The following is a 26,101-nucleotide window of genomic DNA, read 5'->3' as shown; positions in this document are numbered from 1 at the left end:
TTGAACCGGGACTGCGGCGGCTGCAAGCCGGCCGTCGCGGTCCGCGTTTCTCCGCTTTCCGCAGGCGTGCTGCGTCAGTGCACTCTTCGGCAGCCAGCGGATCGCGCCACTAACACCAGCTGGCCGAGCCGGCCGCCGGTGAGCGCAGCAGCTCCCTGATGTTGGCTTCGATGACGCCATAGCCGACGTTGCCGTACAGCTTCTGGCGGCCTTCGTTGAGGATGAATGTGGGACTGCCCTGAATCAGCAGCGTCTGCTGGTCACGGCGGTCCCCTTCGAGGTCGGCGTGCGCGCGCCCGCTGTCGATCACGGCGCGAACGGCATCTACCGATACGCCGACGCTCTGCAGAACCTCTTCCAGCGCGGTGCGCTGGCTGATGTCGACGCAGCGCTCAAAAAAGGCCAGGCGCAGCGCATGCAGGACGGCCCGGCATTGGCGCGTGTCGACACGTTGAACCGCCTTCAGCACGAGGTGCGCTGGTGTCGATGAGGTGGGCTGGTTGAGTTGCCAGATATCCGGGTGGATCTTGATGTGGCTGAACTCGGCGACGGCTTCGCGCAGGTGATTCGCATAGCCGGCGTAACCACCGCGCGCGCCCCATCCGGATTCGATCTTGTACGCGGTGTCGCCAAAGATGGAACAGAACCGGTAGTCGATGGAGACTTCATCGGGAAAGCGCGCCGCGACTTCGTCGACGCGCGCTTGCGAGATATACGCCCAGACACAAAGGACGTCGGAGTAGTAGGTGAGCGCGATGTTCTTGGTCATTGCCCTAGTCTAATAAAGACGCCATTTCTTGTGCCGCTCGACGCGAACGCGGCTCCATGGCTCGTGATGGCAAAGGGCGTGGATCGGGACGCCGGGAAAACTAGCCTGACGGAAATTTCTCGAACTCGGGAATGTCTTCAAGCCCGGCATCCCAGTCAGCCTTGCTGGCACAGAAGATATGTGCGGTCGGGCGCATGCCGGGGCTGCTGTCGAGCGATCCCGCGGGCACGACCAGCAATGGCCCCTTACGCTGCGCAGTCGGCAACGCGGAACCGCAGTTGACGCAGAAGCTCCTCGCATGGCGTGTTGCCGGCAGGACGAAGGTTCGGACATTGTCGAATCCTGAAAGCCAGTTGATCTGGGCCGTCGTCGAGAACAGATTGGCTGCCTGCGCTGAGCCCGTATCTTTGCGGCAATGGTCGCAATGGCACAGGAAGAAACTCTGGAACTCTCCGCTGACGTCATAGCGCACTTTCCCGCACAGGCAGGACCCGGTGTGATGCGTGGTATTCATGAACTCCTCCTGATCGGAAGCGGACAGTGTCATCTGTCGCACCAGTGTCAGTATTCAGATCGGGTTTCGCGGATTAGAACACTGCAACTGAGTGAGACGGGAGGGTGAACAGTGAGTGCAGGGCGATGAACTCGGCGCTATGGCGTGCCGGGTGTGACCGTATCCCCGATCCGGATGACGCCGCCGCGAATGATGCGCGCGCGCAAGCCGCCCTTGTGCACGAAGAACCGCACGACCTCGAGATGAGTTCTGCGGGCGAAGGTGGCGCAGGGTTCGCACAGCTCTAGGCCTTCCAGCTCGACCTCACCAATTCTGAAACGCGTGCCGCAAAGCGCGTTCAGATCAACTCCCACCGTCACGAGATTGCGTCGTGGCTCGTCCGGCGTCAGTGGCAGGCCGGATGCGCTGGAAAATGCCTGAATGTTTTCCAGCTCGATCAACGTCAGTTGATTCTCCGGCGTCTGCCGATGGCTCGGATCCGCATAGCTGTCTCCACGCAGACCGCAGTCAGCGATGGCTTCGACCTCGTTTAGCGGAACCATCGGCGCGCTGCAGCGGGGTGAAATGAAAATTTGATGGATCACTCGGTGCGTCTCATGTCCGGGGAAAGTCAGCCAGGCAACATTGGCCAGACGGATTCCTGACTTCGCATGCGCAGCGATGCTGCTTCGTTTCCGCGATGACGAATTCGCGTATGCGAGGGTTGACCGCGGCCTCAGCTCGGGTCACGCCGTAGCAGTAGCACACCAGGGCGGTCATCGACTGATTCTTTACGCCGACATCGGATCGAACGCCGGCCACATCAATGACCGAACCGTCCTGCCCGAAGTAGACGACGTCACAGTGCGGATCCGAACAGAAGTAGTACCGCTGGGCTTTCTCCTGCCAAAGCCACGGCGCTTTGATGTGATGCTTGATCGTGGATGACGACACCTGAGCGGATTCGTGTCCGCTTACCGGGCAGGGGAGCTTCTTCGGGGCGGCGATGCCTGGGTCTGATGCAGAGCAACAATCGGACATGGGGTTTGTGCCTTTATCGCACGCACTCGCGAAACGCCGCATGCCAAACGCGGTGCGTGCAGTGGTGGTCGGGTGCCGTCGCGCATCCGGCTGCGTTCATCTGGCGATCGCTCCCGTCCCGTCGACATCGGTACGAAATGAAAATCCAGTTCATGGTGCCAAAAAGCCAAAACCTGTGCTGGATGAGCGGCGGCCCGCTTGTGCGGGGCCTCTCGGATCGAGATCGTGCGGTGAGCGGGTTCAGGTCCTGTGTTCTTTGCGGTACTCGCCCGGTGACTGTTCGAACCAGCGCCGGAAGGCGCGGGTGAAACTGGCGGTATCGGCGTATCCGAGCTGCAGCGCCAGTTCGTCGATTTTCATGTCCGTACCCTGCAGCAGCTGGACCGCCAGCTGCTTGCGCTCCGCGTCAACGATGGTGCGGAAAGTGGTGCCTTCTTCTTCGAGTTTGCGCCGCAGGCTGCGCGGTGCCATTGCAAGGTGCTGGGCCACGTCTTCCAGCGAGGCGACGAGTCCGAGTGGACCCAGGATCAATTGCCGGATCTGGCCACTCGCGCCACTCACCTGGCGCCGCAGCAACTGCGTGCGGCACTGATCTTCGAGCAGACGCACCAGGTGGGCGTCGTACATCGGCAGTGGGATTTCGGCGTCCGCACGCCGCAGGATGATGGCGTTGCGCGGACACTCGTAGGTCGGCGCGATGCCGCACAAGGCCTTGATGCGCTCGGCATACTCCGGCGCCGGTCCCTGGTATTCCAGGCGCTGGACGGTGATGCCGGACAGGCTGAGTTCCTTGAGTAGATTGATTGCCGTTGCGGAGTCGCGTTCCAGCAGGAACCGACGCAGATGATGGGGAATACCGCCGGGGTCCATGCTGACGCCGAATACCTCCGCGTCCATAAACACGTCGAAGCGACAGTACGCGGTGCTGAGCGGCAGGTAGCGCATCGCGTATTGCATGGCCTCGCGCAGGTTACGGCTGGTGCGCATCGCAAAGCCGAAGAGGCCGAAGGTGGCGACGTTGTACTGCATGCCCAGATCGAAGCCCGGCGCAGGCACGTCCGGCAGCGCCAGGATCAGGTTTTCGACCAGCCGCATTTCCTGGGTGCGCTCGATCAGTGCATCTGGATCACGCAACTGCGCTTCGCTGACCCCAGTTCCGAGCAGGCAGGTGTCGACATCGACGCCGTGACGCGCCGCGAAGTTCACCATCACCTGTGCGATGGCGACAGGATGCAGAATCGTGCTCTGCGCCTGCGTTCCCAATCTCAAATCTCCTCGTTGTGGCGTCGTGCCTAGGATCCGGGCTGGCCGAAAAAGCGCTGATTCAGGCCGACAATGCTCTGCCTTGCTCCGCGTCGCGCTCCTATATTGCAGGCTGACGCGAACGTTTCGGAGTCCCGATGCAGCAGGATTTGAGTGTGCTGAACAAGCAGGCCATTGCCACCTCCAAAGAGTATACGGGGGAGCTGGCTTGGCTGACGGTTGTTCTGGTGGCGTTCGTGATGATCGCCTTCATCGCCAATCTGTGGCTGTTCGCGGCCGGACAGATGCCGCTGTGGGCAGCGACCGCAATTTATGCGGTGCTGACCTACATGTCGTACACCCCGCTGCACGAGGCGGCGCACGGCAATATTCACGGCAAGCATGATCATCTGCAGTGGTTGAACAATCTGTGCGGATACCTCGTCGCGCCATTGATCTCGGTGCCGTTCTCGACGCACCGGGTTGAGCACTTCACCCATCACCGTTACACCAACCAGCCCGACAAGGATCCGGACTTTGTCGTCAGCGGTATGCGGCGCGGCTTCCTGGCGTTTGTCGTGACCGGCCTGCAGTTCCTGTGGACACAGAACGTGTTCCTGTTTCGCGACTACTGGGCCACGGCGCCGTTTCGGGAACGTGCCGCCTATATCGCGGAAGTGTCGGTTTCGATCGGCTGGCGCGTGGCCTTTCTGGCTCTGGTCCCCAGCGCAGCCACGGTCTTCATGTTGATCATCGGCTATCTGATCGGGGCTTTCTTCACGGCTTACTGGTTTGCCTATCGCCCGCACCATCCGTACTCGGAGGCGGCGCGCTATCGCAACACCAGCAGCCTGATCATGCCGACGTGGATGAAGCCGCTGGAGTGGTTCTGGCTGGGGCAGAATCTGCACTCGGTTCATCACCTGTTTCCACGTGTGCCGTTCTACCGTTATCACGCGCTGCATCGGCGCATCGAGCCGATCCTTCGCGCCCACGGCACGCCGGTGCTCGGCATCTTCAGCCGGCAGGAAATTGCGCCGGCAGAGGCCAAGGCGACTCCACACCTGGTGTCGTAGCGATCAACCGTTTCAAAAAAAGCCCGGACGGGATGACCCTCCGGGCTTTTTCTGGTGTTTGCGCTGCGGGGTCGCGATCAGGCGCAGGCCGCCACGGGCCTGCAGTGATACGCCGGAGCCCTATCGCTGATCGGCCAGACGGCAGAAGAAGTCCACGTATTGGCGATGCCCTTCTGGAAAGATCACATCCAGTGTCAGCGGGTCATCCGCATCCGTGGTGCCTCGCAGGGCATTCCAGACTGACAAATCCGGGCGTTCGGCGTGGCGCTGCAGATGGTCTCGATCGACCCCGGGACGACGTACCTCGCCGCCGCTGCTGTCGATGTAGACCACGACGTTGTCGGTATCGAAGCGCCGGCCCAGCTGCTGCACCAGCGTCAGGAAGCCGCGATCGCTGCCGCCACGCTGATAGTGCGTGCCGTCGTGGTCGTTCTGCGGATAGGACGTGACGGTATCGCCGACGCCGACGATGCGCGGCATCAGCGCGGGATCGAAGTGGTCCTGCGCCAGTTGTAGCAGTGCATCGAGCTCGCGCGGGGACTGGCGCGCGTTGAAGTGCTCGCCCAGCGGGTAGCGGCCGCAGCGCTGATGGTAGTAGTGATTCAGGATTACCAGCACGCCGACTTCCTTGATCGCGCCCTTGAGCATGAACTGGAAATCGGTGGTGCCGGCGTTGTCGCCTTCGCTGTACTTGACGCGCTCATCCCCGTTGTCGTCGCGGCCCAGATTGGGTGCGTAGTGAATGAAGAAGGAATCGCCCAATCCGCTGGCGGCCGCGTGCTGCAGCAGTTCCCCCATGAACACGCTTGCGGCCTGCTGTAGTGAAATCCAGCTGTGCGGTCGATCCTGAAAGTGCTGATGCAGGCGGTTGATGTTGAGCGTGGGAGACGCCGGATTGTCGAGGACGCAACTTTCGATCATCGCTGCGATCGCGTCTGCGCTCAGTGAATAAGGGGCAACGGCAAGCAGGTCGCGGAGAAACTGGCGCGCACGCTGTGGCACCGAGTGCAGGAACGCGAGTTCTTCGTCGGTGACGCCGGGGTGTGAGACGCGGCCGTGCCGGTCCTGCAGCTGCACGCCTCCGGCTGCCAGTCCTGGAAGATAGAAGCCCTGTTCGCGCACATGCTCCGGCGTGTCGAAGGCCTGCTCGACGATGGCATTCACGCCGCGGCTGCCGATGTGCTCGCCGTTGGTCAGCACATAGAAGTGTCCGGCGAGGCGGTGCGTGGCCTCGATGTAGCGGCGGTCGAGCCGACGGGTCAGCGGGTCGCGCACCAGCTCCATGCAGACACCATCGAGATCCTGGATGAGCAGCAGGTTTTCGGTGTTGCAGAGGGACTGCAGCAGCGTTGCGTGATCGAGCGAGTACGCGTGAGATTTCAAATCCATGGAGGGCATGGTAACGCCGTGGTCCGAATGGATACGCCGGCCGTGGAGTGCTGTGGTGTCTGTCGAAAGCCCGCACGTCTGTTCGCATTGGTATTTGGGGCAGGCAGAATTGTGATCGGCTGTCATGGCTGCAGCGAGGAGATCACACAATGTCCATTCGCGTCGTACGCTTGGGAACACCACGGCATCCGCAGGAGGGATTGCGCATCGGCACCGTGCGTCGACCACCACGCGGAGTGCCTCGAGAACAGATTGCAGGCCGTGATTTCTATGACGTCTGGCTGCCCACGCTCGCGCCAAGTGCAGAGCTGGTGAAGCAGGCGCAAGCGGCGGAGACGTCGGCGGAGTGGGCGCGGTTCGCCAGGCATTATCGACGCGAGATGAGCGCGCCCGACGCCAGTCGGGTGCTTGATCTGCTGGCTGCCCTGTCGCCGACGACATCGTTCGCCGTCGGGTGCTACTGCGAGGACGAGGAGCGCTGCCATCGCAGTGTGCTGCGAGAGCTGCTGATCGAACGGGGTGCGGTGTTCGACTGATGCGAGGGCGACGCCCCGGCGTCCCGATCCGCGGATCACGCGCGGACGGGGGTTGTCTCGCCCTGCTCTGATCGTCTCTATCTGATTGATTTCTGGTGCAGTGTCGGCAGCGCCCAGGCCGCCGTTCAGTTGCTCGCGTGCCTCTGCCGGGCAGGGGCGCGGGATTGATCTATGACAATGCCGGCCCGGGATGCCGGTGCGAAGATCGCTCCGCACTATGCGGTACTCGGTGTCGTATATGCGGGGAGGGGAGGGGTCTTCACCTGCTCTATCGCTGGGCTGCGCCGAGGCTGGATTGGTCGCGAAAATCGCGGTCATTTGAGACCGACGAAAAGATTTGCGGAGGAGCGCTGTGAATCTGCGAGATCGTTTTCCCCCGGTGCTTGCGGGCATCGTGATCGGCATTTCGATGCTGCTGACGTTTGTTGTGGCCGGTCGCGGGATCGGCGTCAGCGGCACGATGACGCGTCTGGTGGCGACGGTGCAGCACTGGTTTTTGCCGGAGCTGACCGAAAAGAGCGCCTACTTCGGGCCGTATTTCGCGAACGGTGCCGTTCCGCTCAATGACTACTTGAGCTATCTGATGGTCGGCTTGCTGGCCGGCGCATTCGCCGGGTCGTTCTTCAGCGGCGATTTCCGGTTTGAAGTGCAGCGTGGTCCGCGCATCTCCAGAAACGGGCGGCTGTTGCTGGCACTGGTTGGCGGCGTCATCGCCGGCTTTGCGGCGCGTCTGGCACGCGGCTGCACCAGCGGACAGGGCTTGGTTGGCGGCGCCGAGTTGTCCGTCGGATCCTGGGCCTTCCTGATTTGCATCTTCATCGGCGGCTTCGGCACCGCCTGGTTTGTGAGAAAGCAATGGATATGATCGCGCCGCTGGTCAAAACCGGTGTGATCTCCGAGGCCATGAACCTGTGGCTGGCGGTGCCCATCGGTTTCATCTTTGGTCTGGGCCTGTATTTCGCCGGATTCACCGACAGTCGCCGCATTGCACGCGCGTTCTATCTGAAGGACGTGGGCGTGCCGGTGGTGATGTTCTCCGCCATCGTCACCGGAATGATCGGTCTGTGGCTGCTGAGCCTGATCGGTGTGATCGACACTTCGAAGATGTACTTTCTGCCGACCTTCCTGATGCCGATGGCGATCGGCGGTGTGTTGTTCGGCGTGGGCATGGCGATCGGCGGCTTCTGCCCCGGCACAGCGGCGGCCTCGATCGCGACCGGCCGCGTCGATGCAATGATCTTCGTGGTCGGCTTTCTCGGCGGATCCATTCTTTTCGGTGACCTGTTCCCGGTCTGGGGCGATTTTTATAACAGCGACTATCGCGGTGTGTACCGTCTCGATCAGCTGCTTGGACTGAATCTCGGCACCGTGGTACTGCTGCTGGTGGCGGCTTCGGTTGGCGGCAGTCTGCTGATGCGTTTCGGGCAACACTATTTCTGGCCGTCGCCGCAGACCGAGGGCGTGGCGATGCGGCGTGCACTGCGGTACGAAGCGCCGGTCGTTGTTCTGGCGCTGGCGGTTGCAACGGTCATGGCGTTCTTCCCGACCGCGAGCTTCCTGAAGGAGGCCGAAGCGTCGTGGTACATCATCCAGAAGGCCGACACACCGGCTCCTGCCGCGACGCCCGCGACAGAGATGCCCGCGACGACGGAGACAGCGCCAGCCAGTGCGGCTCCCGTCGAGCCGGCGCGGAAGCGTGCACACAAGGGAGAGGAAGGATGCTGAGCACCGGCCTGAATCGGCGCGAGTTCATCAAGATATCCGCGTTACTCGGGCTCGGCGGAAGCGTGCCGATGCTTGGCGGCTGTACCCCGCGTCCGCTGCCGGGCGAGGGCGAGGTCAGCCGCGTCCCGACCTTTTGCGACATGTGCTTCTGGAAGTGTGCCGGCTTCGCACACACCGAAGATGGGCAGCCGTGGAAGATCATCGGCAACGACGTCGACCTGCACAGCGAAGGACGTCTGTGCACCCGCGGCACCGCGGGAATGGGCAGCTATCAGGACCCGGACCGGCTGAAGCGCCCGCTGCTGCGTGAGACCGGCGCCGATGGGGTGCAGACATTCCGCGAAGTCTCGTGGGATGAAGCGCTGAATTTCATTGCGGACCGACTCAAGTCGATCGCGCAGCGTCACGGCGCCGATCGCACGGCACTGCTGAATCACGGCTACGGTGCGGCACATTTCCAGCATCTGATGAAGGCTTACGGCAGCGGCAGCATCGCCGAGCCGGCGTTCGCACAGTGCCGTGGACCGCGCGATGTCGGATTCGAGTTGACCTTCGGTGAGAGCGTTGGATCGCCCGAGCGGACCGATATGGAGCACTCGCGCTGCATCGTGCTGATCGGCTCGCATATCGGTGAAAACCTGCACAACGGCCAGGTGCAGACCCTGGCAGAGGCGATGCGACGCGATGCCACGCTGATCACGGTCGATCCGCGGTTCTCGGTGCCGGCCGGCAAGTCCAAATACTGGCTGCCGATCAAGCCCGGAACCGACATCGCCCTGCTGCTGGCATGGATGCATGTGCTGATCGACGAAGACCTGTACGACCGGGATTACATCAATCGCTACGCCACCGGCTTCGAGCAGCTCAAGCAGCATGTCGCGCGCTACTCGCCTGAATGGGTCTATCTCGAAACCGGGATCGATCCGGACACGATCCGCAAGACCGCTCGCGAGATGGCCGCAGCCGCGCCGGCCACGCTGATTCATCCGGGACGCCACACGGCCTGGTACGGTGACGACACGCAGCGTTCGCGCGCCATCGCCATGCTCAACGCACTGCTCGGCAGCTGGGGGCGGCAGGGCGGGCTGTACATGAAGGAAAGCGTGTCGCTGCCGAAGTATCCGCTGCCTGCGTATCCCGCTCCCAAGAGCGACTTCCGTGCGGCGCATGGCAATCGCTTCCCGTTCGCCAACGCCGGCGTGACCAACGCCATCGTCGAAGCGTCGATCGGGGCCGATGCGCACTACAAGGCCTGGCTGGTCTACGGCACCAATCTGCCGATGACGATCCCCGGCATCCGCCCGCAGCTGCAGGCGGCGATCGACTCGCTGGAGCTGGTGGTGGTGGTCGACACCATGCCGTCGGAAATCACTGGCTATGCCGATGTGGTGCTGCCCGAATGCACCTATCTCGAGCGCTACGACGATCTGCGCAACAGCGGCGAGCGCCATCCATCGCTGGCGCTGCGCATGCCGGTGTTCGAGCCCAGCTATGACAGCAAGCCGGGCTGGTGGATGGCCAAGCAGCTGGGCCTGCGTCTCGGCCTGGAAAAGTATTTCCCCTGGGAAGATTACGCCGAGGTGATCGACTGGCAGCTCAAGCAGGTCGGTTCGTCACTGGACGAGATGAAGAAGATCGGGGTGAAGAACTTTCCGCGCACGCGGCCGAAGTATTTCGCGCCGAAGCAGGAGGTGAGTTTCCCTACGCCCAGCGGAAAGATCGAGTTGTATTCGCAGCAACTGGCGGACAAGGGCTTCGACCCCATCCCCGAGTACACCCGGCCGGAACAACCGCCGCAGGGTTTCTATCATCTGAACTACGGACGCATGCCGGCACATACTTTCGGCAAGACCACCAACAATCACCTGCTGTTTCAGCTGGCGCCCGAAAACACGCTGTGGGTCAATCCGCTGGTGGCGAGCGAGCGTGGACTGGAGAACGGTGAGTACGTGCGTCTGTCGAATCCCGAGGGGATCGTCAGCAACAAGATCCGTGTGCGCGTGACCGAACGCATACGTCCGGATTCGGTCTTCATGGCGCATGGCTTCGGGCATCGTTCTCGACGGCTGCGTCTGACCCACGATCTGGGCGCGGACGATTCGGAGCTGATGACCAACGTCAAGATCGATCCGCTGATGGGCGGCACCGGCATGCGCGGAAATTTCGTCACCATCATCAAGGAGACCGTCTGACATGGCTCGCTATGGGATGGTCATCGACACCAAGCTGTGCATCGGCTGCGCCGACTGCGTGGTGGCGTGCAAGACTGAAAACAAGGTGCCCGAGGGTCTCAATCGCGACTGGGTGGTCGAGGCGACGCAGGGCACGTATCCGAATCTGGAAACCGAGTTCCGTTCCGAGCGCTGCAACCACTGCTCCAATGCGACCTGTGTGACGATGTGCCCGACCGGCGCCAGTCATCACTGGAAGGGCACCAACATCGTGCTGGTTGATCCGAACAAATGCACCGGCTGCAAGGCCTGCATCTCGGCATGCCCCTACGATGCGCGCCTGATCATGCATCCCGAGGGCTATATCGATAAGTGCACGTTCTGCCATCACCGCGTCGAGAAGGGCATGGACCCGGCCTGCGTCTCTGCCTGTCCGACCAAGTGCATGCACTTCGGCCTGCTCGACGATCCGAACAGCGAGGTCAGCCAGCTGCTGCGGACGCGCAAGCACAAGGTGCTGGCGCCGGAAACCGGCAACGATCCCAATGTCTACTACCTGATCTGAGGCGCGGCCATGCTCGAGGAAATTCTGATCACCGCGCGCAGCAATCCGCACATAGATCCGGTGCTGGAAGTCTGGAACTGGCAGATCTCGGTCTACCTGTTCTTCGGCGGCCTGACTGCCGGCATCATGTTCTTCTCGGCCTTGATGCAGGTATTGAACAAGGACAGGGAGGCGCCGTTCGCGGCAAACGGACTGGCGCTGCTCGGGCCTATCGTGCTGTCGCTGGGCATGACCACGCTGTTCCTGGATCTGTCGCACAAACTCTTTGTGTGGCGCTTCTACACCACGTTCCAGCCGACCTCGCCGATGTCGTACGGCGCGTGGATTCTGGTGCTGTTTTATCCGGTCAGCGTGCTGCAGATTCTGTCGACCCTGCGCAAGGGGTACCCAATGGTGGTGTCGTACACCGAACGCGTTCCGCTGTTGCCGCAGCTGCTGAACCTGATGGAGACCTACCGGCGCCCGATTGCGTGGATGGCACTGCCGATCGCCGTGGGTCTGGGCGTCTACACCGGCATCCTGCTCAGTGCCTTCAGCGCGCGGCCGTTCTGGAACACCGGCTTGCTGGGGCCCTTGTTCCTGGTCTCCGGGCTTTCGACAGGCGCGGCACTGACGGCGCTGATTGCACGCCAGCACAGCGAGCGGCAGCTGTTTACCCGGATCGACATTGGTCTGATCGTCGCGGAAATGCTGGTGGTGGCGCTGATGCTGATCAACCTCAGTACCGGTGCGCGTCCGCAGTTGGAGGCGGCCGAAAAGCTGCTCGGCGGCAGCTACACCATGGTGTTCTGGGGCGCCTTCGTTGCCGTGGGTCTGCTGATTCCGCTGCTGCTGGAAACCTTCGAGCTGCGCGGCCTGATGCGCAGCGCCGCGGTGCTCGCGCCGGTGCTGGTGCTGGCGGGCGGTTACGCACTCCGCGTGATTGCCGTCGATCTGGGGCAGGAGACGACCTGGATCAACTACGAATCCGAATTCAATCCGCAGCTGCTCGAGCGGCTGCGCTGATCTGCCCGTGGAGGCCGAAGCCATGTTCAAGAATGTATGCAAGCGCTTGCCGCTGAGTCTGCTCGCTGCGCTGAGCGTCACCGCCTGCGGCGACCGCGCGCCCAGCGCGCAGGGGCAGAGCTTCGATCAGGTGGCCCAGGCCGTCGCACGCAAGGATGATCGTGTCACCGCCGAAGACCTCGCGCGCTGGATCATCGAAGGCAAGAAGGACTTCGCCTTGATCGATGTGCGCTCCGCTGAGGATTTTTCCACCGGCCATATCGAGGGCGCACGCAATCTTTCAGTCAGCGAGCTGGTCATGCCGGAGACGCTGAAGTCGCTGCCGAAGGATCGGCGCCTCGTGATCTATTCGCAGGGGTCCGAAGTCGCGGCGCAGGCGGCGGTGTTGTTGCGTCTGGCGGGCGGACATGACGCCAGCCTGTTGCTGGGCGGCTACAACTACTGGAGCGAGCATGTGCTGAATCCGGACGTGCAGCCGGTGTTGGCCGACGGTGAGTTCCCGCGTGTCTCCGAGCAGCATGCGATTGCCTGCCACTTTGTTGGGGGTGGGCAGATCGCGCAGGCTTCGCCGGTTGCTGCGCCAGCGCCTGCAGCGGCGCCGGTCGAAGCGCCGGTTCCGGCGTACACGCCGCCGGTGAAGCAGCAAGAAAGGCAGCGGAATAAGCCGGCAGCGTCTGAAGGTTGCTGAACTCACGGCTGTCTTTGGCCACGCCAGAATCGCGATATATCGCTTAGCGGGCCGTCAATGATTCCGGCGGTAGTGGCGCCGCCAGAATGCGTTCAATTTCTTTCCGCGAAAACGGACGCACAGCGTCAGTCACCGGTGGCGTCGCGGCGCCATCGAGCCGCGTCCAGGCGTCAGCTGGGAGCCCGTCCTGCAGCGGCGGCAGCGCCGGCTTGAATTGCCACCGTTCGCCATCCTTGCGTAGCAGACCCTGGCCCAGGCCGAGTGCGATCGATGAGCGGTGGCACGAGGCGCAGCTGCGTGCGGCACCGGTCGTGTGCGGTTCCAGCGCAGCAAAGCGCCGCAGGAAAAGCGGCTGTTCCCAGGCCGGATGGGTCACGTCCATGATCATGCCCGGAACGACGACCACGATCTTGCCGTCGGCATCAACGCCAAGTGGCGGCAAGGCATTGCGCGTGTCGGCGCGCTGTTCATTCCAGCGCCCGGGCGTCATTTTTCCGAGCATATGGTCGTACTGCTGTTCCGATTCGTCATAGCTGAGGTGGCAGCCGTAGCATTGCGGCGCCCAGTTGGCGTGGCAGCTGGAGCAGTCCAGCCGCGCATGCTGCTTCGCCAGCGGATGGTCCTCGGCGCGATACGGCGGAATCGGCAAGACGCCCTGGCCGTCCTTGCGGTGCAGTCGTGCGCCTCCAGCGCTGTCGAGCTCGATGTTCCACAACGGCGTGCCGTTGGTGCTCAGCGCAAAGCGGGTCCGTGCATCGGTCTTGAACGGAACTTGCACCCGCAGCTTGCGGTAGGCCGCAGGCCACTGTTCAGCCGTGATGCTGCGGGTGATCTGATGGCAGTCGACGCAGCGGATGTCGATGGTCTTGTGTGCACCGGTTGACGGTGACGCGGCGCCGAGCCCCATCACGTCTCTGGCGGTATGGCAGTCGATGCAGGCCATGCCGCCGGCATGGTGGCGGTCCGCGCTGAGGATCTCGACCGTGCGTCCGTCTTCAAGCTGCGCGGGCGGGTGTTGTTGGTCTGCGCCTTCTGGCGGCGGAATGATCTCGGCCAGGCCGGCGTAGCTCAGCGAGATCCGCCCTGAACGTGAATGGCAGCCGAAGCAGCGCGCGTCGCTGACCGTTGCGGTCAGGGCCGGATGCGATGACTTCGACTGCTGATTGATATGGCACGCAAGGCAGCCGCCCCCACGATCATGCGTCGCATCCAGTTGATGAACTGTCTTGTTCTGTCCCAGATGGCAGCTGGCGCACTGCTTGCGCAACAGGCTGTCGGCCGGAGACTGCGCCAGCTCGCTGAGCGTGTTGTGTCCGGGATTGTGTGCAGGCTCGCCGAAAGTCTTGCGCGTGGTTGCGATCAGGCGGGCCCCGGTATGCATCAGACTCTTCGTGACCGCAGCGACCTCTTCGACATGGCAGCCGCCGCAGGCGCGCGCCGCAGTGTCGAGATTGCCGGGGAAGGCGATCAGCCCGGTGTGCGCCTGCGCTTGTGTCGTGCCCTCGGCGTTGCCCGCGTGGCACTGCGTGCACTGCTCCGCGATGGCGGCGTGCGCAGTGGAGAAGCCGGACTTCTGGGCGACATGACAGCTCGTGCAGTTCTGTGCCGCGGCGCATGGCAGCGCACTGATGCACAACAGCATCAGCATCAGGCCGGAGATTTTTTTCAGGATCAGCATTGCGGGTGCAGCATACGTCGACTTCACATGGCGGCACATAGGCAGCTGCAGATCGCGGTCTGTGAAGCGTGCGCGCGGCGGGGCGCACGAAATCGGAGGGTGGCGTATCAGTGCTCCGAAGCGGCGCAGTACCTGGGTAAACTCGATTACGGCCACATGCGACTATCTTTCGCTTCTGTCTCAAAATGTCATGTTCCACATCGACTGGCAGCGACATACTTAGACGATGTGGCACACAGAAATGAGGAGAATCAGGCGTGCAATCTGACTACGACGTACTCATCGTCGGCGCGGGACTGTCTGGCATCGGCATGGCTTGCCATCTGGCCATCGACTGCCCAGGCAAGCGTGTCGCCATTCTCGAACGGCGCAAGGCGATCGGCGGAACCTGGGATCTGTTCCGCTATCCGGGCATCCGTTCCGATTCGGACATGTTCACGTTCGGCTACAAGTTCCGCCCCTGGCACGCGCTCAAGGTACTGGCGGATGGCGAATCGATCCGCAACTACGTACGCGATACCGCGCGCGAGTACGGCGTCGAACAGAAGATCCAGTTCGGGCTGAAGATCACTGGCGCGGACTGGTCCAGCGAGCTTCAGCACTGGACAGTGACAGCGCTCGAAGAAGAAACCGGCAAGACGCGCACTTTCACCAGCAACTATCTGGTCAGTTGCACCGGCTACTACAACTACGACAAGGGCTACCTTCCGGAATTTCCGGGGGTCGAGCGCTTCAAGGGGCGGTGCATTCATCCACAGCACTGGCCGGAGAACCTGGACTATCGCGGCAAGCGCGTGGTGGTGATCGGCAGTGGTGCGACGGCGGTCACGCTGGTTCCGGCCATGGCTGCGGATGCTGCGCACGTGACCATGTTGCAGCGTTCGCCCAGCTATGTTTTTTCGGTGCCGGGCAGCGATAAATCTTTGAAGGCGCTGATCCGATTCCTGCCGGAGCACTGGGTCTACAGCTTTGCGCGCCGACGCAATATGTTTCTGCAGCGGACCTTGTTCAAGGCTGCAAAGCGTTGGCCGGACAAAGTGCGTTCGTGGCTGTTGAATAATGTTCGCAAGCAGGTTGGCGAGAGCGTGGACATGCGCCACTTCACGCCGGCCTACAAGCCCTGGGATGAGCGTCTGTGTGCGGTGCCGGATGCTGACTTGTTCAAGGTCATTAAGGCGGGCAAGGCGTCCGTGGTGACGGATCACATCGAAACATTCACCGAAAAAGGCATCCTGCTGACGTCAGGGCAGGAGCTGGAAGCTGACATCATCGTCACTGCGACGGGGCTGCAGATCCAGGTATTTGGCGGGGTCGATCTGCGAGTCGACGGCCAATTGCAAAAGACTGGTGAGTTGATGACCTATAAAGGCACCTTGATGCAGGACGTGCCCAACATGGCCTGGATCATTGGTTACACCAATGCATCGTGGACGCTGAAGGCGGACATCGCTTCGGAATACTTCTGCCGCCTGCTCAACTTTATGGATCAGCACGGCTACGCTGTGGCCACGGCGCGAGCGCCGTCGGGTGAGGTGCAGCAGGCCGAGTCGATTATGGGCTCGCTCAGCTCCGGTTATGTCAGGCGCGGAGACTCGGTGTTGCCACGTCAAGGACGCAATCTGCCCTGGCGCGTCCTTAATAATTACGTTCGTGACCGACCGATGTTGCTGGAGCAGCCGATCGACGACGGTCTGCTCGAATTCAAGCGTCCGGCAGCGGTGAGTCAGCCCACCGCAAAAGCGGCCTGAACGACACAGGCGATTTTCCGGCCCCGCCTGCTGTGGCTTCTTGCCGCAGCGGTGGGTTCGGGTGCATCAGCGAGGAGAACACAGCATGACGATCAAACAGGCGCTGGATAGCGTGTTGCAGCGTGCGGTCGGCGCCAACGGGGTGCCCGGTGTCGTGGCCATGGTCACGGACCGCAATGGCACCCTGTACGAAGGCGCGTTCGGTGAGCGCGTTGTGGGAGCCGGCGCGTCGATGGACGCCGACACGGTGGGCCTGATTGCGTCGATGACCAAGGCGCTGACTTCGGTTGCGGCAATGCAGCTGGTCGAGCAGGGCAAGCTGGATCTCGACAGCCCGGCATCCACCTGGCTGCCGGAACTGGCGGACGTGAAGGTCATCGAAGGCTTCGATGCCGACGGCAAGCCGCAGCTGCGCGCGCCGAAGCAGCCGGTGACGCTGCGTCATCTGCTGACCCACACTGCCGGCTTCAGCTACGAGTTTCTCAGCGAAGACGTGCAGCGCTTTCAGGCCGCCACCGGGGCGCCGGGCTTCATCACCTGCGCGCTGGACAGCATCCGTCTGCCGCTGTTGTTCGATCCGGGCGAGCAATGGTCCTACGGCGTCAGCACCGACTGGGTCGGCCGTCTGGTTGAGGCTGCGAGCGGCCAGAGGCTGGGTGAGTACCTGAGTGAGAACGTGCTCGGGCCACTCGGCATGAACGACACGGCGTTCAAGTTGCGCGATGACATGCGTGCGCGACTGGCAACGATTCACGCGCGCCTGCCGGATGGCGGACTGGCACCGCTGGAGCTGGAAGTGCCGCAGGAGCCGGAGTTCGACATGGGCGGCGGCGGGCTTTACGGCACCGTGGGTGACTACCTCAAGTTTGTGCGCATGCTGCTCAATGGCGGCTCACTCGACGGCCAGCAGATCCTGAAGCCCGAGACGGTCGAGCAGATGTCGAGCAATCAGATCGGCGATCTGGATGTGCCGTCGCTCAAGAGCGCAAACCCGATGTTCACCAACGACATGCCGATGCCGCCCGGCATCCCGCATAAATGGGGACTTGGATTCCTGATCAACACCAAGCCACTGCCGACGGGCCGCTCCGCTGGCAGCCTGATGTGGGCCGGTCTGGCCAACTCCTACTACTGGATCGACCCCAGTTCAGGCATTGCCGGCGTGCTGATGACGCAGATCCTGCCGTTTGCCGATATCAAGGCGCTGCCGCTGTTCCTGGAGTTCGAGGCGACGGTCTATCAGCAGACCCGCTGAGGCCGACCAAGAAGCCGGGCGCGCCGAAGCCGCCCGGCTTCTTTGCATCAGGCGCTGTGGTTCCCGCTGATTCGGACCACGCGTTGATTGCGCCATGTCAGGTATTTCACCGATGACTTCGTGCGAAGGCGCCTGCATGTCGAGACGATGCCGGATGACGCTTCCCTGCGCCATGGGGATGTCCGACTTCGAGGGCGTGTAACACGGACTGCCTAATCTTGAGGGTTCACCAACCTTCTGGAAGTGCAGTCGTGGCCTCGCAAGATTCGAAAAAAACCGTCGATCCCATCCGTCGCAAACTGTTGGCTGGCATTGCTGCGTCGGCGGGTGTTGCGGGACTGGCGGCCTGTGACAGCTCCGGCTCCGCCGAGAGCGAAAAGGCGTCGGTTCTGCCGAACCCGGAAGACTCCGGCATTGATCACATCGTGGTGCTGATGATGGAGAACCGCTCGTTCGATCACTACTTCAGCTGGGTGCCCGGTGCGGACGTAATGCGCCCGAACCTTACGCTGCTCGACAGCGACGGCAATGCCCAGAGTACCTACGATCTGGCGCCCGACTTCCAAGGCTGTGCAAACGCCGATCCTTCACACAGCTACAACGGCGGGCGGACCCATCTCAACGACGGCAAGATGGATGGCTTCCTGCTGACCCAGCCGGTCGGCGACCGTTTCCCGATCGGCTACTACACCGCCGACAGCCTGCCGTTCTTCAAGGGCGTGGTCGAGAACTGGACGCTGTGCGATCGCTACTTCAGCGGCATCCTTGGTCCGACCCAGCCGAACCGCTACTACATGCATGCCGGCCAGACCGACAAGATCACCAACGACATCACCTTCTTTTCGCAGGCCACGGTATGGGATGCGTTGAAGAGTGTGGGGCGCACGGGCCGCTATTACTACGGCGATCTCGCCGGCTGGGCGCTGGTCAGCCTGGAGTTCGGCGGGCACAACCCCGGCGTCGAGAACATCCTGCCGTTCGATCGCTTTCTGACGGATGCCAAGAACGGCGATCTGGCGGACGTCACGTACATTGACCCGTCGATGCTCGGAGAAGGCGCGGGAACGTCCAACGACGATCATCCGATGGCGGACATCCGCAAGGGTCAGGTGCTGATGAACACCGTCTATGACGCCCTGCGCACCAGTCCTAAGTGGGAGAAGACGCTGTTCATCATCAACTACGACGAGTGGGGCGGGTTCTATGACCACGTAGTGCCGCCGCTCGCGCCGGTCAGCTACGAAGAATTCAAAGCAACCGGAAACGACGGCCGCCTCGGCTTCCGCGTGCCCTGCGTCGTGCTCGGACCGCGGGCACGTCGGGGTCATATCGAAAAGCGCCAGCTGGACCCGAATTCGATCCTGAACATGATTGCGTGGCGCTTCGGTTTTGCACCATTGGGTGCGCGCGGCACGACCTCGATGAACTTCGCGGAAGTGCTGGACTTCAGCTCTCCGCCCAACACGGATGCCCCGGCGTTCGATGTGCCGGACGATGCATCGTATGGACTGGCGTGTTCGGCGCAGCTGTCAGCGGCGCAGACGAGCTTTTCGAAGGAGCGTTATGCCGAGGTGCAGAAGCGCCACGTCGAGCATCTCGAAGAGTGGCAGCAGCTGGTGCAGGCCGCGCTGGACGCCGGCTACACGCCACCGAAGTAATCCGCTGCATTCCGGAACGACCGGGTGGGCAGATCACAGCCTGCTCACCCGGTGGCTGGCCTCGGGGAATCAAGGTCAAGGATGGGATCGCCGGATACCGCAGGGTCACTCCGCGCCAAAAGCCTCGACGGTGTAGCGCAGGTAGCTGGCGCCCGGGTCGTAGTGTGCCGGCAGGCCGGCCTTGAGCCGCAGCTGCTGCAGAAATGCGGCAGGACTGGGGATCTGCTCCCAGACCTGGGGCAGAAAGGTGCTGCGTCGAGAACCCTGTTGCAGCACGATGCCGTCGATGCCCGGCCGCAACGCGGCCAGCAAGGCCGACTCACTGTCGGCATCAATCGGCGTCGACGGCGAGAGCACCGAGATATGGATGTCGAGGCTCGCGAATTCGGCGTCCTGCAGCGGCGGAAAGCGCGGGTCGTTGAAGGCGGCGGCCCAGGCGTTGTGGGCCACACTTTCGATCAGCGGGTATCGCGCTTCGAGTTCGCCGATGCAGCCGCGCAGCCGTGCTTCACGGTGCAGCGTCACGAAGCTGGCGCGGGGTATCAACAACGCCGCGTCGGTCGGAGTGGGTCTTTCGAGCAAGGGTCCACCCGCGTCGAGCCCGTGACGGATGCTGGCGCGCGCATGCTGCAGCAGCGTGCGGCGCTGTTCGATCGTGTATTCGTGCGCGGATTCGGTCATGTGTTCAGGCGACGACAAAGCTGCCATAGCCCACCACGCGGCTGTAGTCGCCGCCGGTATCGCCGGAGTTGCGCACGTCCAGCCGTGCCACGCGCCAGTGGCGGCCGGCGGCATAGCGCAGAAAACCATTCAGCGCCATCGCGCCGCAGGCTTCGTTTCCGTCCAAATCGGTTGCGAGTGACTCGATGCGCGCGACCGTGTGGCGGTCAATGCGCCGCGCTGTTGCATCGTCGTGGAAGTGCGAAAGATCGGTGCTGACGACGACCAGCGTATCGGCGTCGATGGCGGCGTCGAGAAAAGACTCGACCGCCTGTGGCGATGCAGCGCCAATGACCGCGGGAACCAGCAGGAATTCCGGCAGCAGTACCTGCAGGAAGGGAAGCTGTACCTCGAGACAATGTTCAAGCGCATGGGCGTCGTCGCGCAGGACAACATCCGGCAGTGTCGCCAGACGGCCGATCAGATCCGTGTCGAGCGTCGTGCTGCCCAACGGCGTGTCGAAATGCTCGACACTCGGCAGCGCGATGCCACGAAAGGCGACACGATGTGCCGGGCCGATCAGGACAACGCGGGAGTAGCGGTGGCCGCGCAGCAGGGCATATGCCGTGGCAGCGACGGCAGCCGAATGGCGGTAGCCGGCATGCGGAACGATCAGTGCATGCGGTGCGATGCCCGTCGGAGCGTCCGCCGCAGACAGATAGCCGTCTACTTCCTGCCGCAACGCTTCGGGAGCGGCGGGGTAGAACAGTCCGGCAACGGCGGGTGATCGTGTTTCCATGACTCGAAAAATGCGGCTGCTTTCTTGAGTTGCAAGGACCCGTCCACATTTATAGCCCATGGACATCAATACGGTACCCGGCCGCTACTGGCAGCTGCTACCCGATGGCCGTCTGCAGTGTGACCTTTGCCCGCGCGAATGCCGACTGCACGAAGGCCAGCGCGGGTTGTGCTTCGTGCGTGGCCGTGAGCAGGATCAGATGTGGCTGTATTCCTACGGCCGCTCCAGTGGTTTCTGTGTCGATCCGATCGAGAAGAAACCGCTGAATCATTTCCTGCCCGGCTCCAGCGTGCTGTCGTTCGGTACCGCCGGCTGCAACCTGGCCTGCAAGTTCTGTCAGAACTGGGACATCTCCAAGGCGCGGCAGACCGATCTGATGTCCGGCCGCGCCAGCCCCGAGCAGCTTGCGCAGACGGCCCAGCGTCTCGGTTGCCGCAGCATCGCCTTCACCTACAACGATCCGGTGATCTTTCTCGAATACGCGGTGGATTGTGCCGACGCCGCGCGCGAACTCGGCATCCGTCCGGTTGCCGTCACCGCCGGTTACATCAGCCCGGATGCGCGCCGCGAGTTCTACGCGCACATGGACGCCGCGAACGTGGACCTCAAGGCGTTCAACGAACGTTTCTACAAACACGTCTGCGGCGCGGAACTCGGCGCGGTGCTCGACACGCTGCAGTACATCAAGCACGACACCAATGTCTGGCTCGAAATCACCACGCTTCTGATTCCGGGGCAGAACGACAGTGATGCGGAGCTGGAGAGCCAGTGCCGCTGGATCGCCGACAAGCTCGGCCCCGACGTGCCGCTGCACTTCACCGCGTTTCATCCCGACTACAAGATGCGCGATGCGTCACCGACCCCGCCGTCGACGCTCGCCCGTGCCCGCAAGATCGCGATGGAGCACGGACTGCACTACGTCTACACCGGCAACGTGCATGACCGTGAAGGTGGCAGCACCTACTGCCCGCAATGCCAAGCGCTGCTGATCGAACGCGACGCCTACGAAATCGGCGAATACGGACTCACCGACGACGGCTGCTGCAATCACTGCAATCACCGCATCCCTGGCGTGTTCGACGGCCCGGCCGGGACCTGGGGTGCACGGCGGATGCCGGTCAGGATCGAGTAGACGTTGAAACGTTTTCGGCTTTGCCTTAGTGCGTTGTCACTTTAGGTGGTGCATTCGTCTTTAGAAAGCGTGGGGTGCGCCAGCGCATCGATAGCCGTCGGCGGCTGATGAATGTTTTCGTTTGGCACGTGCGTGCGTCGCTCCAGCGGGGCGACGGTGAAGAAGAAGGTGCCGCCGGATATCCATGCACGAGCGTATCGGTGCATTGTGTTCGCTTCTTCGTCCGAACCGGTTTTGCGACGGGTATATCAGTGATCCGCCCCACGTGGGTCCTTTACTCGGGGTGGAAACCTTCGTCTCTCAGCCATCTGCAGAAGTTCGCCTTGGCGGTATCGGTGCGGTTGCGCTCATAAATCATTTTCAATTCGTATGCGCGAGCCGACCGCCGAGCACTCGTCAGCACCATGCCGAATTCGCCGTCAGCGGTTTTCAAGTAATCCGGATTGGCAGCTCGCTTCAATACCCGAAGGTCGGCTTCGTACTGCTCCGGGGTCAGTGACTGCTCGGTTATCAACGCGTGGTCTAGATCCTCTGGCATCCGAGGATGAAGTCCGCAAATTGGTCCGCTACAAGCCTCGTCTTTCGGGCGGACGCAAAATTGCGTGTCCGCCGCGCAAGTGACGCCACTACAAAGCGCGATCCACAAAAGGCATGAGATGCGCATGGGTATGGCAAGACGGCGAAGGCCAGCCCGCTCCTGCCAGAGCGGATTCGCGCTGCGTAATCCTCCGGCAGTGTCATTCCAGATGATCAAGTTCATAGTCTTGAATGTAGTTCTCAGCGCATCGAGGCATTGCCTTTGCTTTCCGTCTGAACCAATTTCGTGAAAGGCGGATCAGTGATCCGCGCTGCGCGGACTCGAGCGAATTGGGATTGTGTTGGCTTGCTATCCGTATAGCCCTCGTGACCGGTAGATCAGGGATTCTCCGTATGTCGACTTCAGGGTGCCACCGATGTTAAGCCGCTATAAAAGACCCATGCCGACGATGCGCTGGCCGGAGATATACGCACCCACTGAGCTAAGCGCTCATACTGAATCACGACATCACCAAAACTAAGCGAACGGACTATGTCCGCAGAAACGGAGGGTTCTGAGAAAACAGACAGCTCCGCGACCGCGACGTAAAGCACGGTTCTTCCGCTGTTTATGGGAACACTAGGGTGTGATTTGGGTGGGGGGGTATTGCTTTGAGTGGTTGGTGCGCTGAAGTTGTAGCTCGGTCTGCCGGCACCTATGTGACAAGTCTTGTTGGCAGCAATGCAAGTGTTTCCGCAGGGAATGCCCTTTTTGCAGTTTTTAGCAAAGGCACCCGATGAGAGTAGTGCCGAGCCAATGCATACCGCGACAGTCAGGGCCTTGGCAATGGGTGCGCACGGCTTGTTCTGGGCGCGGTCCGAAGATGGGTCAGTGTGTGGCGTTGCTGCCATGAAACCTCCCTGCGCTTGTGATTCATGAGCCGTGCTTCGCGGTTTTCCGACGAAGCCGTGCGTCTGCGCTTTTCCGCATTACACGCCTGATCTTCAAGATGGGCAAGCGTGGAAGGGAGTGCACTGCGCCTAAGGAGCGAGCGGTTCGTGATTTTCGGCGGATGGTCGTTTCGCGCTGTCGGCGCGCACCAGCTGCGTAGCAAGTTTCATCATGTGTGTCACCGAGGAGGTCGTGGCCGCGGTCTCGCGATAGATCAGGCTCATGCGGGCTTTCGGGCGCGGGCCGCTTTGTGAGGGCCGGTTTGTCTACCGCCTTGGGGAAGTCCACCTGCTAACACTTCCGCGATCGCTGCGGCATCCCTGATGGGCACTAGTGCGTTGACAGCCCTTTTGGGTGGGGACGATTGCAAGGGCGCCTCTAGACTGTTCCGAACCCAATAGATGCGTCCATGCCAGGCGCCCAGGTGAGGAGCGGCAGATGAAGGTCCTAATTACCGAAAACCTAAGAATCGATCTGGAAAAGGAGCTCTGGGAGTGTCGCCACTGCGACGCCGCCCTGGTTTCCGCGCGCGACAACTACAAGCGCGGCCTGCTGGTGTACGACCGCGATCCCCGGGAGATCCACAAGCCGCTCCTCGATCCGTCCAAGTACAAGCTCACCTACTCCCCCGATCCGCAGTGGTGCCGGATCCTGGAGTACTACTGCCCTCAGTGCGGCAGCATGATCGAGACGGAGTACCTGCCACCGGGGCACCCGCCGGTGCGGGACATCGATCTCGACATCGATGCCTTGAAGGCGCAGTGGCGCAGCCGCGACGAAGTGCTCGAAGCGCCCGTCGGCACTGATCCTCCCAGGCGCCTCCACGATCACGATCATGCCCATGGTCACGGGCACGATCATGGGGCGCGGAAATGAAGCGCGTCTCCGTCGACATCGGCGGCACCTTCACGGACTGCTTCGTGGCCTGGGGTGGGCGCTACATCGAAAGCAAGGCACTGACGACGCACCACAACCTGGCTCTGGGCTTCAACGAGGCCTTGTCAAACGCCTGCCGCGAGCTTGGCATCACCGAGCGGGATCTGCTGTCCCAGCTGGATTCGGTCCGCTATGCAACCACCCTGGGCACCAACGCGCTGATCGAGCGCAAGGGGCCGCGGGTGGCCTTGCTCACCACGGCGGGGTTCCGCTCGTCGGTTCCGCTGGCGCGTGCGAAGGGATATGGCGTGGGCCTGGACCACAAACGCCAGATGGACGTCCCGAACGCGCAGCGGCCGGATCCCATCGTGCCGATCCCCATGATCGCCGAAGTGCGCGAGCGCATTGATTACGACGGCGACATCGTCATGGAGCTGGACGAGGACAACCTCCGGCACCAGCTCCGCGACCTCGTCAATCGCGGCGCGGAGGCGCTCGTCGTGGTCTGCGCCAACAGCGTCGTCAACCCCGTTCACGAACTGCGCATTCGCGAGATATTCCTGGAGGACTATCCCTCTCACCTGCTGGGCGCCATCCCGATGCTGCTCAGCCACCAGGTGGCCGGGCGCAAGGGCGAGTACGTGCGCGCCATGTCCACCATCATCGACGCCTACCTGCATCAGGTGATGTACCACGGCCTGGGGACCCTGGAGCTCAATCTGCGGGAAGCGGGCTACGACAAGCCGATGCTGGTCAATCACAACTCGGGCGGCATGGCGCAGCTCAATTCGACCGATGCACTGCAGACCGTGCACTCGGGTCCGGTGTCGGGCATCGCCGCAAGCGAGCACCTGGCGCTGCAGACCGAGCTTGGCAACATCGTCGCTACCGACATGGGCGGCACCAGCTTCGACATCGGCATCGTCGTCGAAGGCGGCGTCAAGCACTACGACTTCAATCCGGTCATCGAGCGCTGGATGGTCAGCGTGCCGATGGTGCACCTGGTCACGCTCGGTGCCGGCGGCGGCTCGATCTGCCGCTACGACCGCATGTTCAAGACCGTGCAGGTCGGCCCTGACAGCGCCGGCTCCGACCCCGGCCCCGCGTGCTACGACCGCGGCGGCATGAATCCGACGGCCACCGACGCCGATCTGCTGCTTGGCTATCTCGATCCCAAGAACTACGCCAACGGCTACATCCCGCTCAATCCGCGCCGCTCCAAGCAGGCGTTCGGGGATCTGTGCGATGCGCTCGATCTGGACCCCGTCGGCATCGCCAAGCTGGTCAAGCAGACCGTCGACGGCAACATGGCCAACGGCATCGCCCGCGAGCTGCGCACGCGCGGCTACGACCCGCAGAACTTCACGACGCTGGCCTACGGCGGCAACGGCCCTCTCCACGCCTGCGGCATTGCCCGCGCGCTGGGCGTCAAGACCATCCTGGCGCCGCCGTTCGCCTCGGTGTTCTCCGCGGTCGGTGCGGGCAACATGGACCAGATGCACATCCACGAGATGAGCACCTGGACCACGCTGTTCGACGCCAACCGGCGCAAGTTCTTCACCGACTACCCGCGCTTCAACCGCATCGTCGAGGACCTGGAGCGGCGCGGCCGCGAGGATCTGATGCGGCAGGGTTTCGCCGACGAGCAGATCCGCTACCGGCTGGAGCTGGACATGCGCTACGGCAACCAGCGCGTCGAGACGGCGGTGGTCACCGACCTCAACCGCGTCAGCTCGCCGGAGGACGTACTCAAGCTGATCGATCTGTTCCACACGCGTTACGGCGAGCGCTTCGGCAAGGGTAGCCAGACGCCGGAAGCCGGTGTGCGCATCAACACGATCCGTGTCTGCTCCTTCGTGCAGCATCCCGGCATCGCATTCACGGGCATCAAGCCCAATGGCAAGGCACTGCCGCCGCCGACGCCGGTCGGCACGCGCGTCTGCCACTTCGTCGGTCATGACCAGGGCCTGGACACGCGCGTCTACGACGATGCGGCGCTTGCGCCCGGCACCACGATCGAAGGGCCGGCCATCGTCGTCACGCGTGCGACGACCTATCTGGTCGAACCAGGCTGGCGCTACCAGGCGGCGGCCCAGAACGCCGTCTGGTTCACTCAGACAAATTGAA

Annotated in this window: 26 protein-coding genes; 14 read left to right on the top strand and 12 right to left on the bottom strand. The window is 62.5% G+C overall.

Going from position 1 to position 26,101, the window contains the following annotated elements; all coding sequences use genetic code 11:
- Positions 1–109 precede the first annotated feature (109 nt).
- The 5 genes from E4T66_RS06245 to E4T66_RS06230 all read right to left on the bottom strand — a co-directional run bounded on the left by E4T66_RS06245 (position 110) and on the right by E4T66_RS06230 (position 3,566).
- On the bottom strand, positions 110–769 hold the full coding sequence (locus tag E4T66_RS06245) for a DsbA family oxidoreductase (protein WP_136848028.1): 660 nt from the start codon (positions 767–769) through the stop codon (positions 110–112).
- A gap of 100 nt (positions 770–869) precedes the next feature.
- A complete protein-coding gene (locus E4T66_RS06240) occupies positions 870–1,283 on the bottom strand; it encodes a GFA family protein (RefSeq protein WP_136848027.1) in 414 nt (137 codons plus the stop codon).
- A gap of 137 nt (positions 1,284–1,420) precedes the next feature.
- Positions 1,421–1,825, bottom strand: coding sequence for an MOSC domain-containing protein (locus E4T66_RS06235; protein ID WP_136848026.1), 405 nt, complete (start codon positions 1,823–1,825; stop codon positions 1,421–1,423).
- 52 nt (positions 1,826–1,877) lie between these two features.
- Complete coding sequence (locus E4T66_RS21840) at positions 1,878–2,303, bottom strand: putative iron-sulfur cluster-binding metallochaperone (protein ID WP_367396748.1); 426 nt, start codon at positions 2,301–2,303, stop codon at positions 1,878–1,880.
- A 240-nt stretch (positions 2,304–2,543) separates the two neighbouring features.
- Positions 2,544–3,566, bottom strand: coding sequence for an AraC family transcriptional regulator (locus E4T66_RS06230; RefSeq protein WP_211242778.1), 1,023 nt, complete (start codon positions 3,564–3,566; stop codon positions 2,544–2,546).
- A 137-nt stretch (positions 3,567–3,703) separates the two neighbouring features.
- On the opposite strand from E4T66_RS06230, the gene E4T66_RS06225 reads away from it, so the two are divergent.
- Positions 3,704–4,621, top strand: a complete 918-nt coding sequence (locus E4T66_RS06225) for a fatty acid desaturase family protein (protein ID WP_136848025.1) — start codon at positions 3,704–3,706, stop codon at positions 4,619–4,621.
- Positions 4,622–4,741: 120 nt separating this feature from the next.
- Here the strand turns inward: E4T66_RS06225 and stpA are convergent, their stop codons facing one another.
- Complete coding sequence (gene stpA / locus E4T66_RS06220; RefSeq protein ID WP_211242777.1) at positions 4,742–6,010, bottom strand: glucosylglycerol 3-phosphatase; 1,269 nt, start codon at positions 6,008–6,010, stop codon at positions 4,742–4,744.
- A gap of 149 nt (positions 6,011–6,159) precedes the next feature.
- Here stpA and E4T66_RS06215 point away from each other — a divergent pair, with 149 nt between their 5' ends.
- The 7 genes from E4T66_RS06215 to E4T66_RS06185 all read left to right on the top strand — a co-directional run bounded on the left by E4T66_RS06215 (position 6,160) and on the right by E4T66_RS06185 (position 12,700).
- Positions 6,160–6,546, top strand: a complete 387-nt coding sequence (locus E4T66_RS06215; RefSeq protein WP_136848023.1) for a DUF488 domain-containing protein — start codon at positions 6,160–6,162, stop codon at positions 6,544–6,546.
- Positions 6,547–6,898: 352 nt separating this feature from the next.
- The gene (locus tag E4T66_RS06210) at positions 6,899–7,411 is read left to right on the top strand and encodes a YeeE/YedE thiosulfate transporter family protein (protein ID WP_169577500.1); all 513 of its coding nucleotides are present in this window, start codon (positions 6,899–6,901) and stop codon (positions 7,409–7,411) included.
- Positions 7,402–8,271, top strand: coding sequence for a DUF6691 family protein (locus tag E4T66_RS06205; protein ID WP_136848021.1), 870 nt, complete (start codon positions 7,402–7,404; stop codon positions 8,269–8,271). The genes E4T66_RS06210 and E4T66_RS06205 overlap by 10 nt, the downstream gene beginning before the upstream one ends.
- Positions 8,265–10,463 (top strand): molybdopterin-containing oxidoreductase family protein, encoded by a 2,199-nt coding sequence (locus E4T66_RS06200; protein ID WP_136848020.1) that lies wholly within the window; start codon positions 8,265–8,267, stop codon positions 10,461–10,463. The genes E4T66_RS06205 and E4T66_RS06200 overlap by 7 nt, the downstream gene beginning before the upstream one ends.
- A 1-nt stretch (position 10,464) precedes the next feature.
- Complete coding sequence (locus tag E4T66_RS06195; protein ID WP_136848019.1) at positions 10,465–11,007, top strand: 4Fe-4S dicluster domain-containing protein; 543 nt, start codon at positions 10,465–10,467, stop codon at positions 11,005–11,007.
- Between the two features lie 9 nt (positions 11,008–11,016).
- Positions 11,017–12,012 carry an NrfD/PsrC family molybdoenzyme membrane anchor subunit gene (gene nrfD, locus E4T66_RS06190; protein WP_136848018.1) on the top strand — a complete coding sequence of 332 codons (996 nt, stop codon included), beginning with the start codon at positions 11,017–11,019 and terminating at the stop codon, positions 12,010–12,012.
- A 22-nt stretch (positions 12,013–12,034) separates the two neighbouring features.
- Positions 12,035–12,700, top strand: a complete 666-nt coding sequence (locus E4T66_RS06185) for a rhodanese-like domain-containing protein (RefSeq protein ID WP_136848017.1) — start codon at positions 12,035–12,037, stop codon at positions 12,698–12,700.
- 43 nt (positions 12,701–12,743) lie between these two features.
- Here E4T66_RS06185 and E4T66_RS06180 read toward each other — a convergent pair whose 3' ends face one another.
- On the bottom strand, positions 12,744–14,378 hold the full coding sequence (locus tag E4T66_RS06180) for a hypothetical protein (protein ID WP_211242776.1): 1,635 nt from the start codon (positions 14,376–14,378) through the stop codon (positions 12,744–12,746).
- Positions 14,379–14,635: 257 nt separating this feature from the next.
- On the opposite strand from E4T66_RS06180, the gene E4T66_RS06175 reads away from it, so the two are divergent.
- The 3 genes from E4T66_RS06175 (at position 14,636) to E4T66_RS06165 (ending at position 19,039) form a co-directional block, all read left to right on the top strand.
- Entirely contained in the window at positions 14,636–16,126 is a 1,491-nt protein-coding gene (locus tag E4T66_RS06175; RefSeq protein ID WP_136848015.1) for a flavin-containing monooxygenase, read from the top strand.
- Between the two features lie 85 nt (positions 16,127–16,211).
- Positions 16,212–17,381 (top strand): serine hydrolase domain-containing protein, encoded by a 1,170-nt coding sequence (locus E4T66_RS06170; RefSeq protein ID WP_136848014.1) that lies wholly within the window; start codon positions 16,212–16,214, stop codon positions 17,379–17,381.
- Positions 17,382–17,632: 251 nt separating this feature from the next.
- Positions 17,633–19,039: an alkaline phosphatase family protein gene (locus tag E4T66_RS06165; protein WP_136848013.1), complete on the top strand. Its 1,407-nt coding sequence runs from the start codon at positions 17,633–17,635 to the stop codon at positions 19,037–19,039.
- A 105-nt stretch (positions 19,040–19,144) separates the two neighbouring features.
- Here the strand turns inward: E4T66_RS06165 and amrA are convergent, their stop codons facing one another.
- The gene (gene amrA, locus E4T66_RS06160; RefSeq protein ID WP_136848012.1) at positions 19,145–19,720 is read right to left on the bottom strand and encodes an AmmeMemoRadiSam system protein A; all 576 of its coding nucleotides are present in this window, start codon (positions 19,718–19,720) and stop codon (positions 19,145–19,147) included.
- Between the two features lie 4 nt (positions 19,721–19,724).
- Positions 19,725–20,498, bottom strand: a complete 774-nt coding sequence (gene amrB / locus E4T66_RS06155) for an AmmeMemoRadiSam system protein B (RefSeq protein ID WP_211242775.1) — start codon at positions 20,496–20,498, stop codon at positions 19,725–19,727.
- A 58-nt stretch (positions 20,499–20,556) separates the two neighbouring features.
- Here amrB and amrS point away from each other — a divergent pair, with 58 nt between their 5' ends.
- On the top strand, positions 20,557–21,630 hold the full coding sequence (amrS, locus tag E4T66_RS06150) for an AmmeMemoRadiSam system radical SAM enzyme (RefSeq protein WP_136848010.1): 1,074 nt from the start codon (positions 20,557–20,559) through the stop codon (positions 21,628–21,630).
- A 41-nt stretch (positions 21,631–21,671) separates the two neighbouring features.
- Here the strand turns inward: amrS and E4T66_RS21315 are convergent, their stop codons facing one another.
- From E4T66_RS21315 to E4T66_RS21775, 3 genes are all read right to left on the bottom strand, one after another.
- Positions 21,672–21,836, bottom strand: a complete 165-nt coding sequence (locus tag E4T66_RS21315) for a hypothetical protein (RefSeq protein ID WP_169577499.1) — start codon at positions 21,834–21,836, stop codon at positions 21,672–21,674.
- Between the two features lie 68 nt (positions 21,837–21,904).
- Complete coding sequence (locus E4T66_RS21530) at positions 21,905–22,390, bottom strand: hypothetical protein (protein ID WP_211242774.1); 486 nt, start codon at positions 22,388–22,390, stop codon at positions 21,905–21,907.
- A gap of 797 nt (positions 22,391–23,187) precedes the next feature.
- Positions 23,188–23,322, bottom strand: a complete 135-nt coding sequence (locus E4T66_RS21775) for a hypothetical protein (protein ID WP_282706987.1) — start codon at positions 23,320–23,322, stop codon at positions 23,188–23,190.
- A 214-nt stretch (positions 23,323–23,536) separates the two neighbouring features.
- On the opposite strand from E4T66_RS21775, the gene E4T66_RS06135 reads away from it, so the two are divergent.
- Both E4T66_RS06135 and E4T66_RS06130 read left to right on the top strand, forming a co-directional pair.
- Positions 23,537–23,974 (top strand): acetone carboxylase subunit gamma, encoded by a 438-nt coding sequence (locus E4T66_RS06135; RefSeq protein WP_136848007.1) that lies wholly within the window; start codon positions 23,537–23,539, stop codon positions 23,972–23,974.
- Entirely contained in the window at positions 23,971–26,100 is a 2,130-nt protein-coding gene (locus tag E4T66_RS06130) for a hydantoinase/oxoprolinase family protein (protein WP_136848006.1), read from the top strand. The genes E4T66_RS06135 and E4T66_RS06130 overlap by 4 nt, the downstream gene beginning before the upstream one ends.
- Position 26,101: the final 1 nt, after the last annotated feature.

Source organism: Sinimarinibacterium arenosum (assembly GCF_005047655.1).
Taxonomy (GTDB): Bacteria; Pseudomonadota; Gammaproteobacteria; order Nevskiales; family Nevskiaceae; genus Solimonas.
This window is presented reverse-complemented; position numbering and strand designations above follow the sequence as displayed.

Coding starts and splice junctions, on each gene's coding strand:
- E4T66_RS06235 (WP_136848026.1), bottom strand. CDS start 1,825: ATGGTTCCGCTAAACGAGGTCGAAGCCATCGCTGACTGCGGTCTGCGT.
- amrS (WP_136848010.1), top strand. CDS start 20,557: ATGGACATCAATACGGTACCCGGCCGCTACTGGCAGCTGCTACCCGAT.
- E4T66_RS06245 (WP_136848028.1), bottom strand. CDS start 769: ATGACCAAGAACATCGCGCTCACCTACTACTCCGACGTCCTTTGTGTC.
- E4T66_RS06225 (WP_136848025.1), top strand. CDS start 3,704: ATGCAGCAGGATTTGAGTGTGCTGAACAAGCAGGCCATTGCCACCTCC.
- E4T66_RS06195 (WP_136848019.1), top strand. CDS start 10,465: ATGGCTCGCTATGGGATGGTCATCGACACCAAGCTGTGCATCGGCTGC.
- E4T66_RS06185 (WP_136848017.1), top strand. CDS start 12,035: ATGTTCAAGAATGTATGCAAGCGCTTGCCGCTGAGTCTGCTCGCTGCG.
- E4T66_RS21315 (WP_169577499.1), bottom strand. CDS start 21,836: ATGCACCGATACGCTCGTGCATGGATATCCGGCGGCACCTTCTTCTTC.
- E4T66_RS06205 (WP_136848021.1), top strand. CDS start 7,402: ATGGATATGATCGCGCCGCTGGTCAAAACCGGTGTGATCTCCGAGGCC.
- E4T66_RS06135 (WP_136848007.1), top strand. CDS start 23,537: ATGAAGGTCCTAATTACCGAAAACCTAAGAATCGATCTGGAAAAGGAG.
- E4T66_RS06215 (WP_136848023.1), top strand. CDS start 6,160: ATGTCCATTCGCGTCGTACGCTTGGGAACACCACGGCATCCGCAGGAG.
- E4T66_RS21530 (WP_211242774.1), bottom strand. CDS start 22,390: ATGAACTTGATCATCTGGAATGACACTGCCGGAGGATTACGCAGCGCG.
- E4T66_RS21775 (WP_282706987.1), bottom strand. CDS start 23,322: ATGAGCCTGATCTATCGCGAGACCGCGGCCACGACCTCCTCGGTGACA.
- nrfD (WP_136848018.1), top strand. CDS start 11,017: ATGCTCGAGGAAATTCTGATCACCGCGCGCAGCAATCCGCACATAGAT.
- stpA (WP_211242777.1), bottom strand. CDS start 6,010: ATGGATTTGAAATCTCACGCGTACTCGCTCGATCACGCAACGCTGCTG.
- E4T66_RS06240 (WP_136848027.1), bottom strand. CDS start 1,283: ATGAATACCACGCATCACACCGGGTCCTGCCTGTGCGGGAAAGTGCGC.
- E4T66_RS21840 (WP_367396748.1), bottom strand. CDS start 2,303: ATGTCCGATTGTTGCTCTGCATCAGACCCAGGCATCGCCGCCCCGAAG.
- E4T66_RS06180 (WP_211242776.1), bottom strand. CDS start 14,378: ATGCTGATCCTGAAAAAAATCTCCGGCCTGATGCTGATGCTGTTGTGC.
- E4T66_RS06200 (WP_136848020.1), top strand. CDS start 8,265: ATGCTGAGCACCGGCCTGAATCGGCGCGAGTTCATCAAGATATCCGCG.
- E4T66_RS06130 (WP_136848006.1), top strand. CDS start 23,971: ATGAAGCGCGTCTCCGTCGACATCGGCGGCACCTTCACGGACTGCTTC.
- amrB (WP_211242775.1), bottom strand. CDS start 20,498: ATGGAAACACGATCACCCGCCGTTGCCGGACTGTTCTACCCCGCCGCT.
- E4T66_RS06170 (WP_136848014.1), top strand. CDS start 16,212: ATGACGATCAAACAGGCGCTGGATAGCGTGTTGCAGCGTGCGGTCGGC.
- amrA (WP_136848012.1), bottom strand. CDS start 19,720: ATGACCGAATCCGCGCACGAATACACGATCGAACAGCGCCGCACGCTG.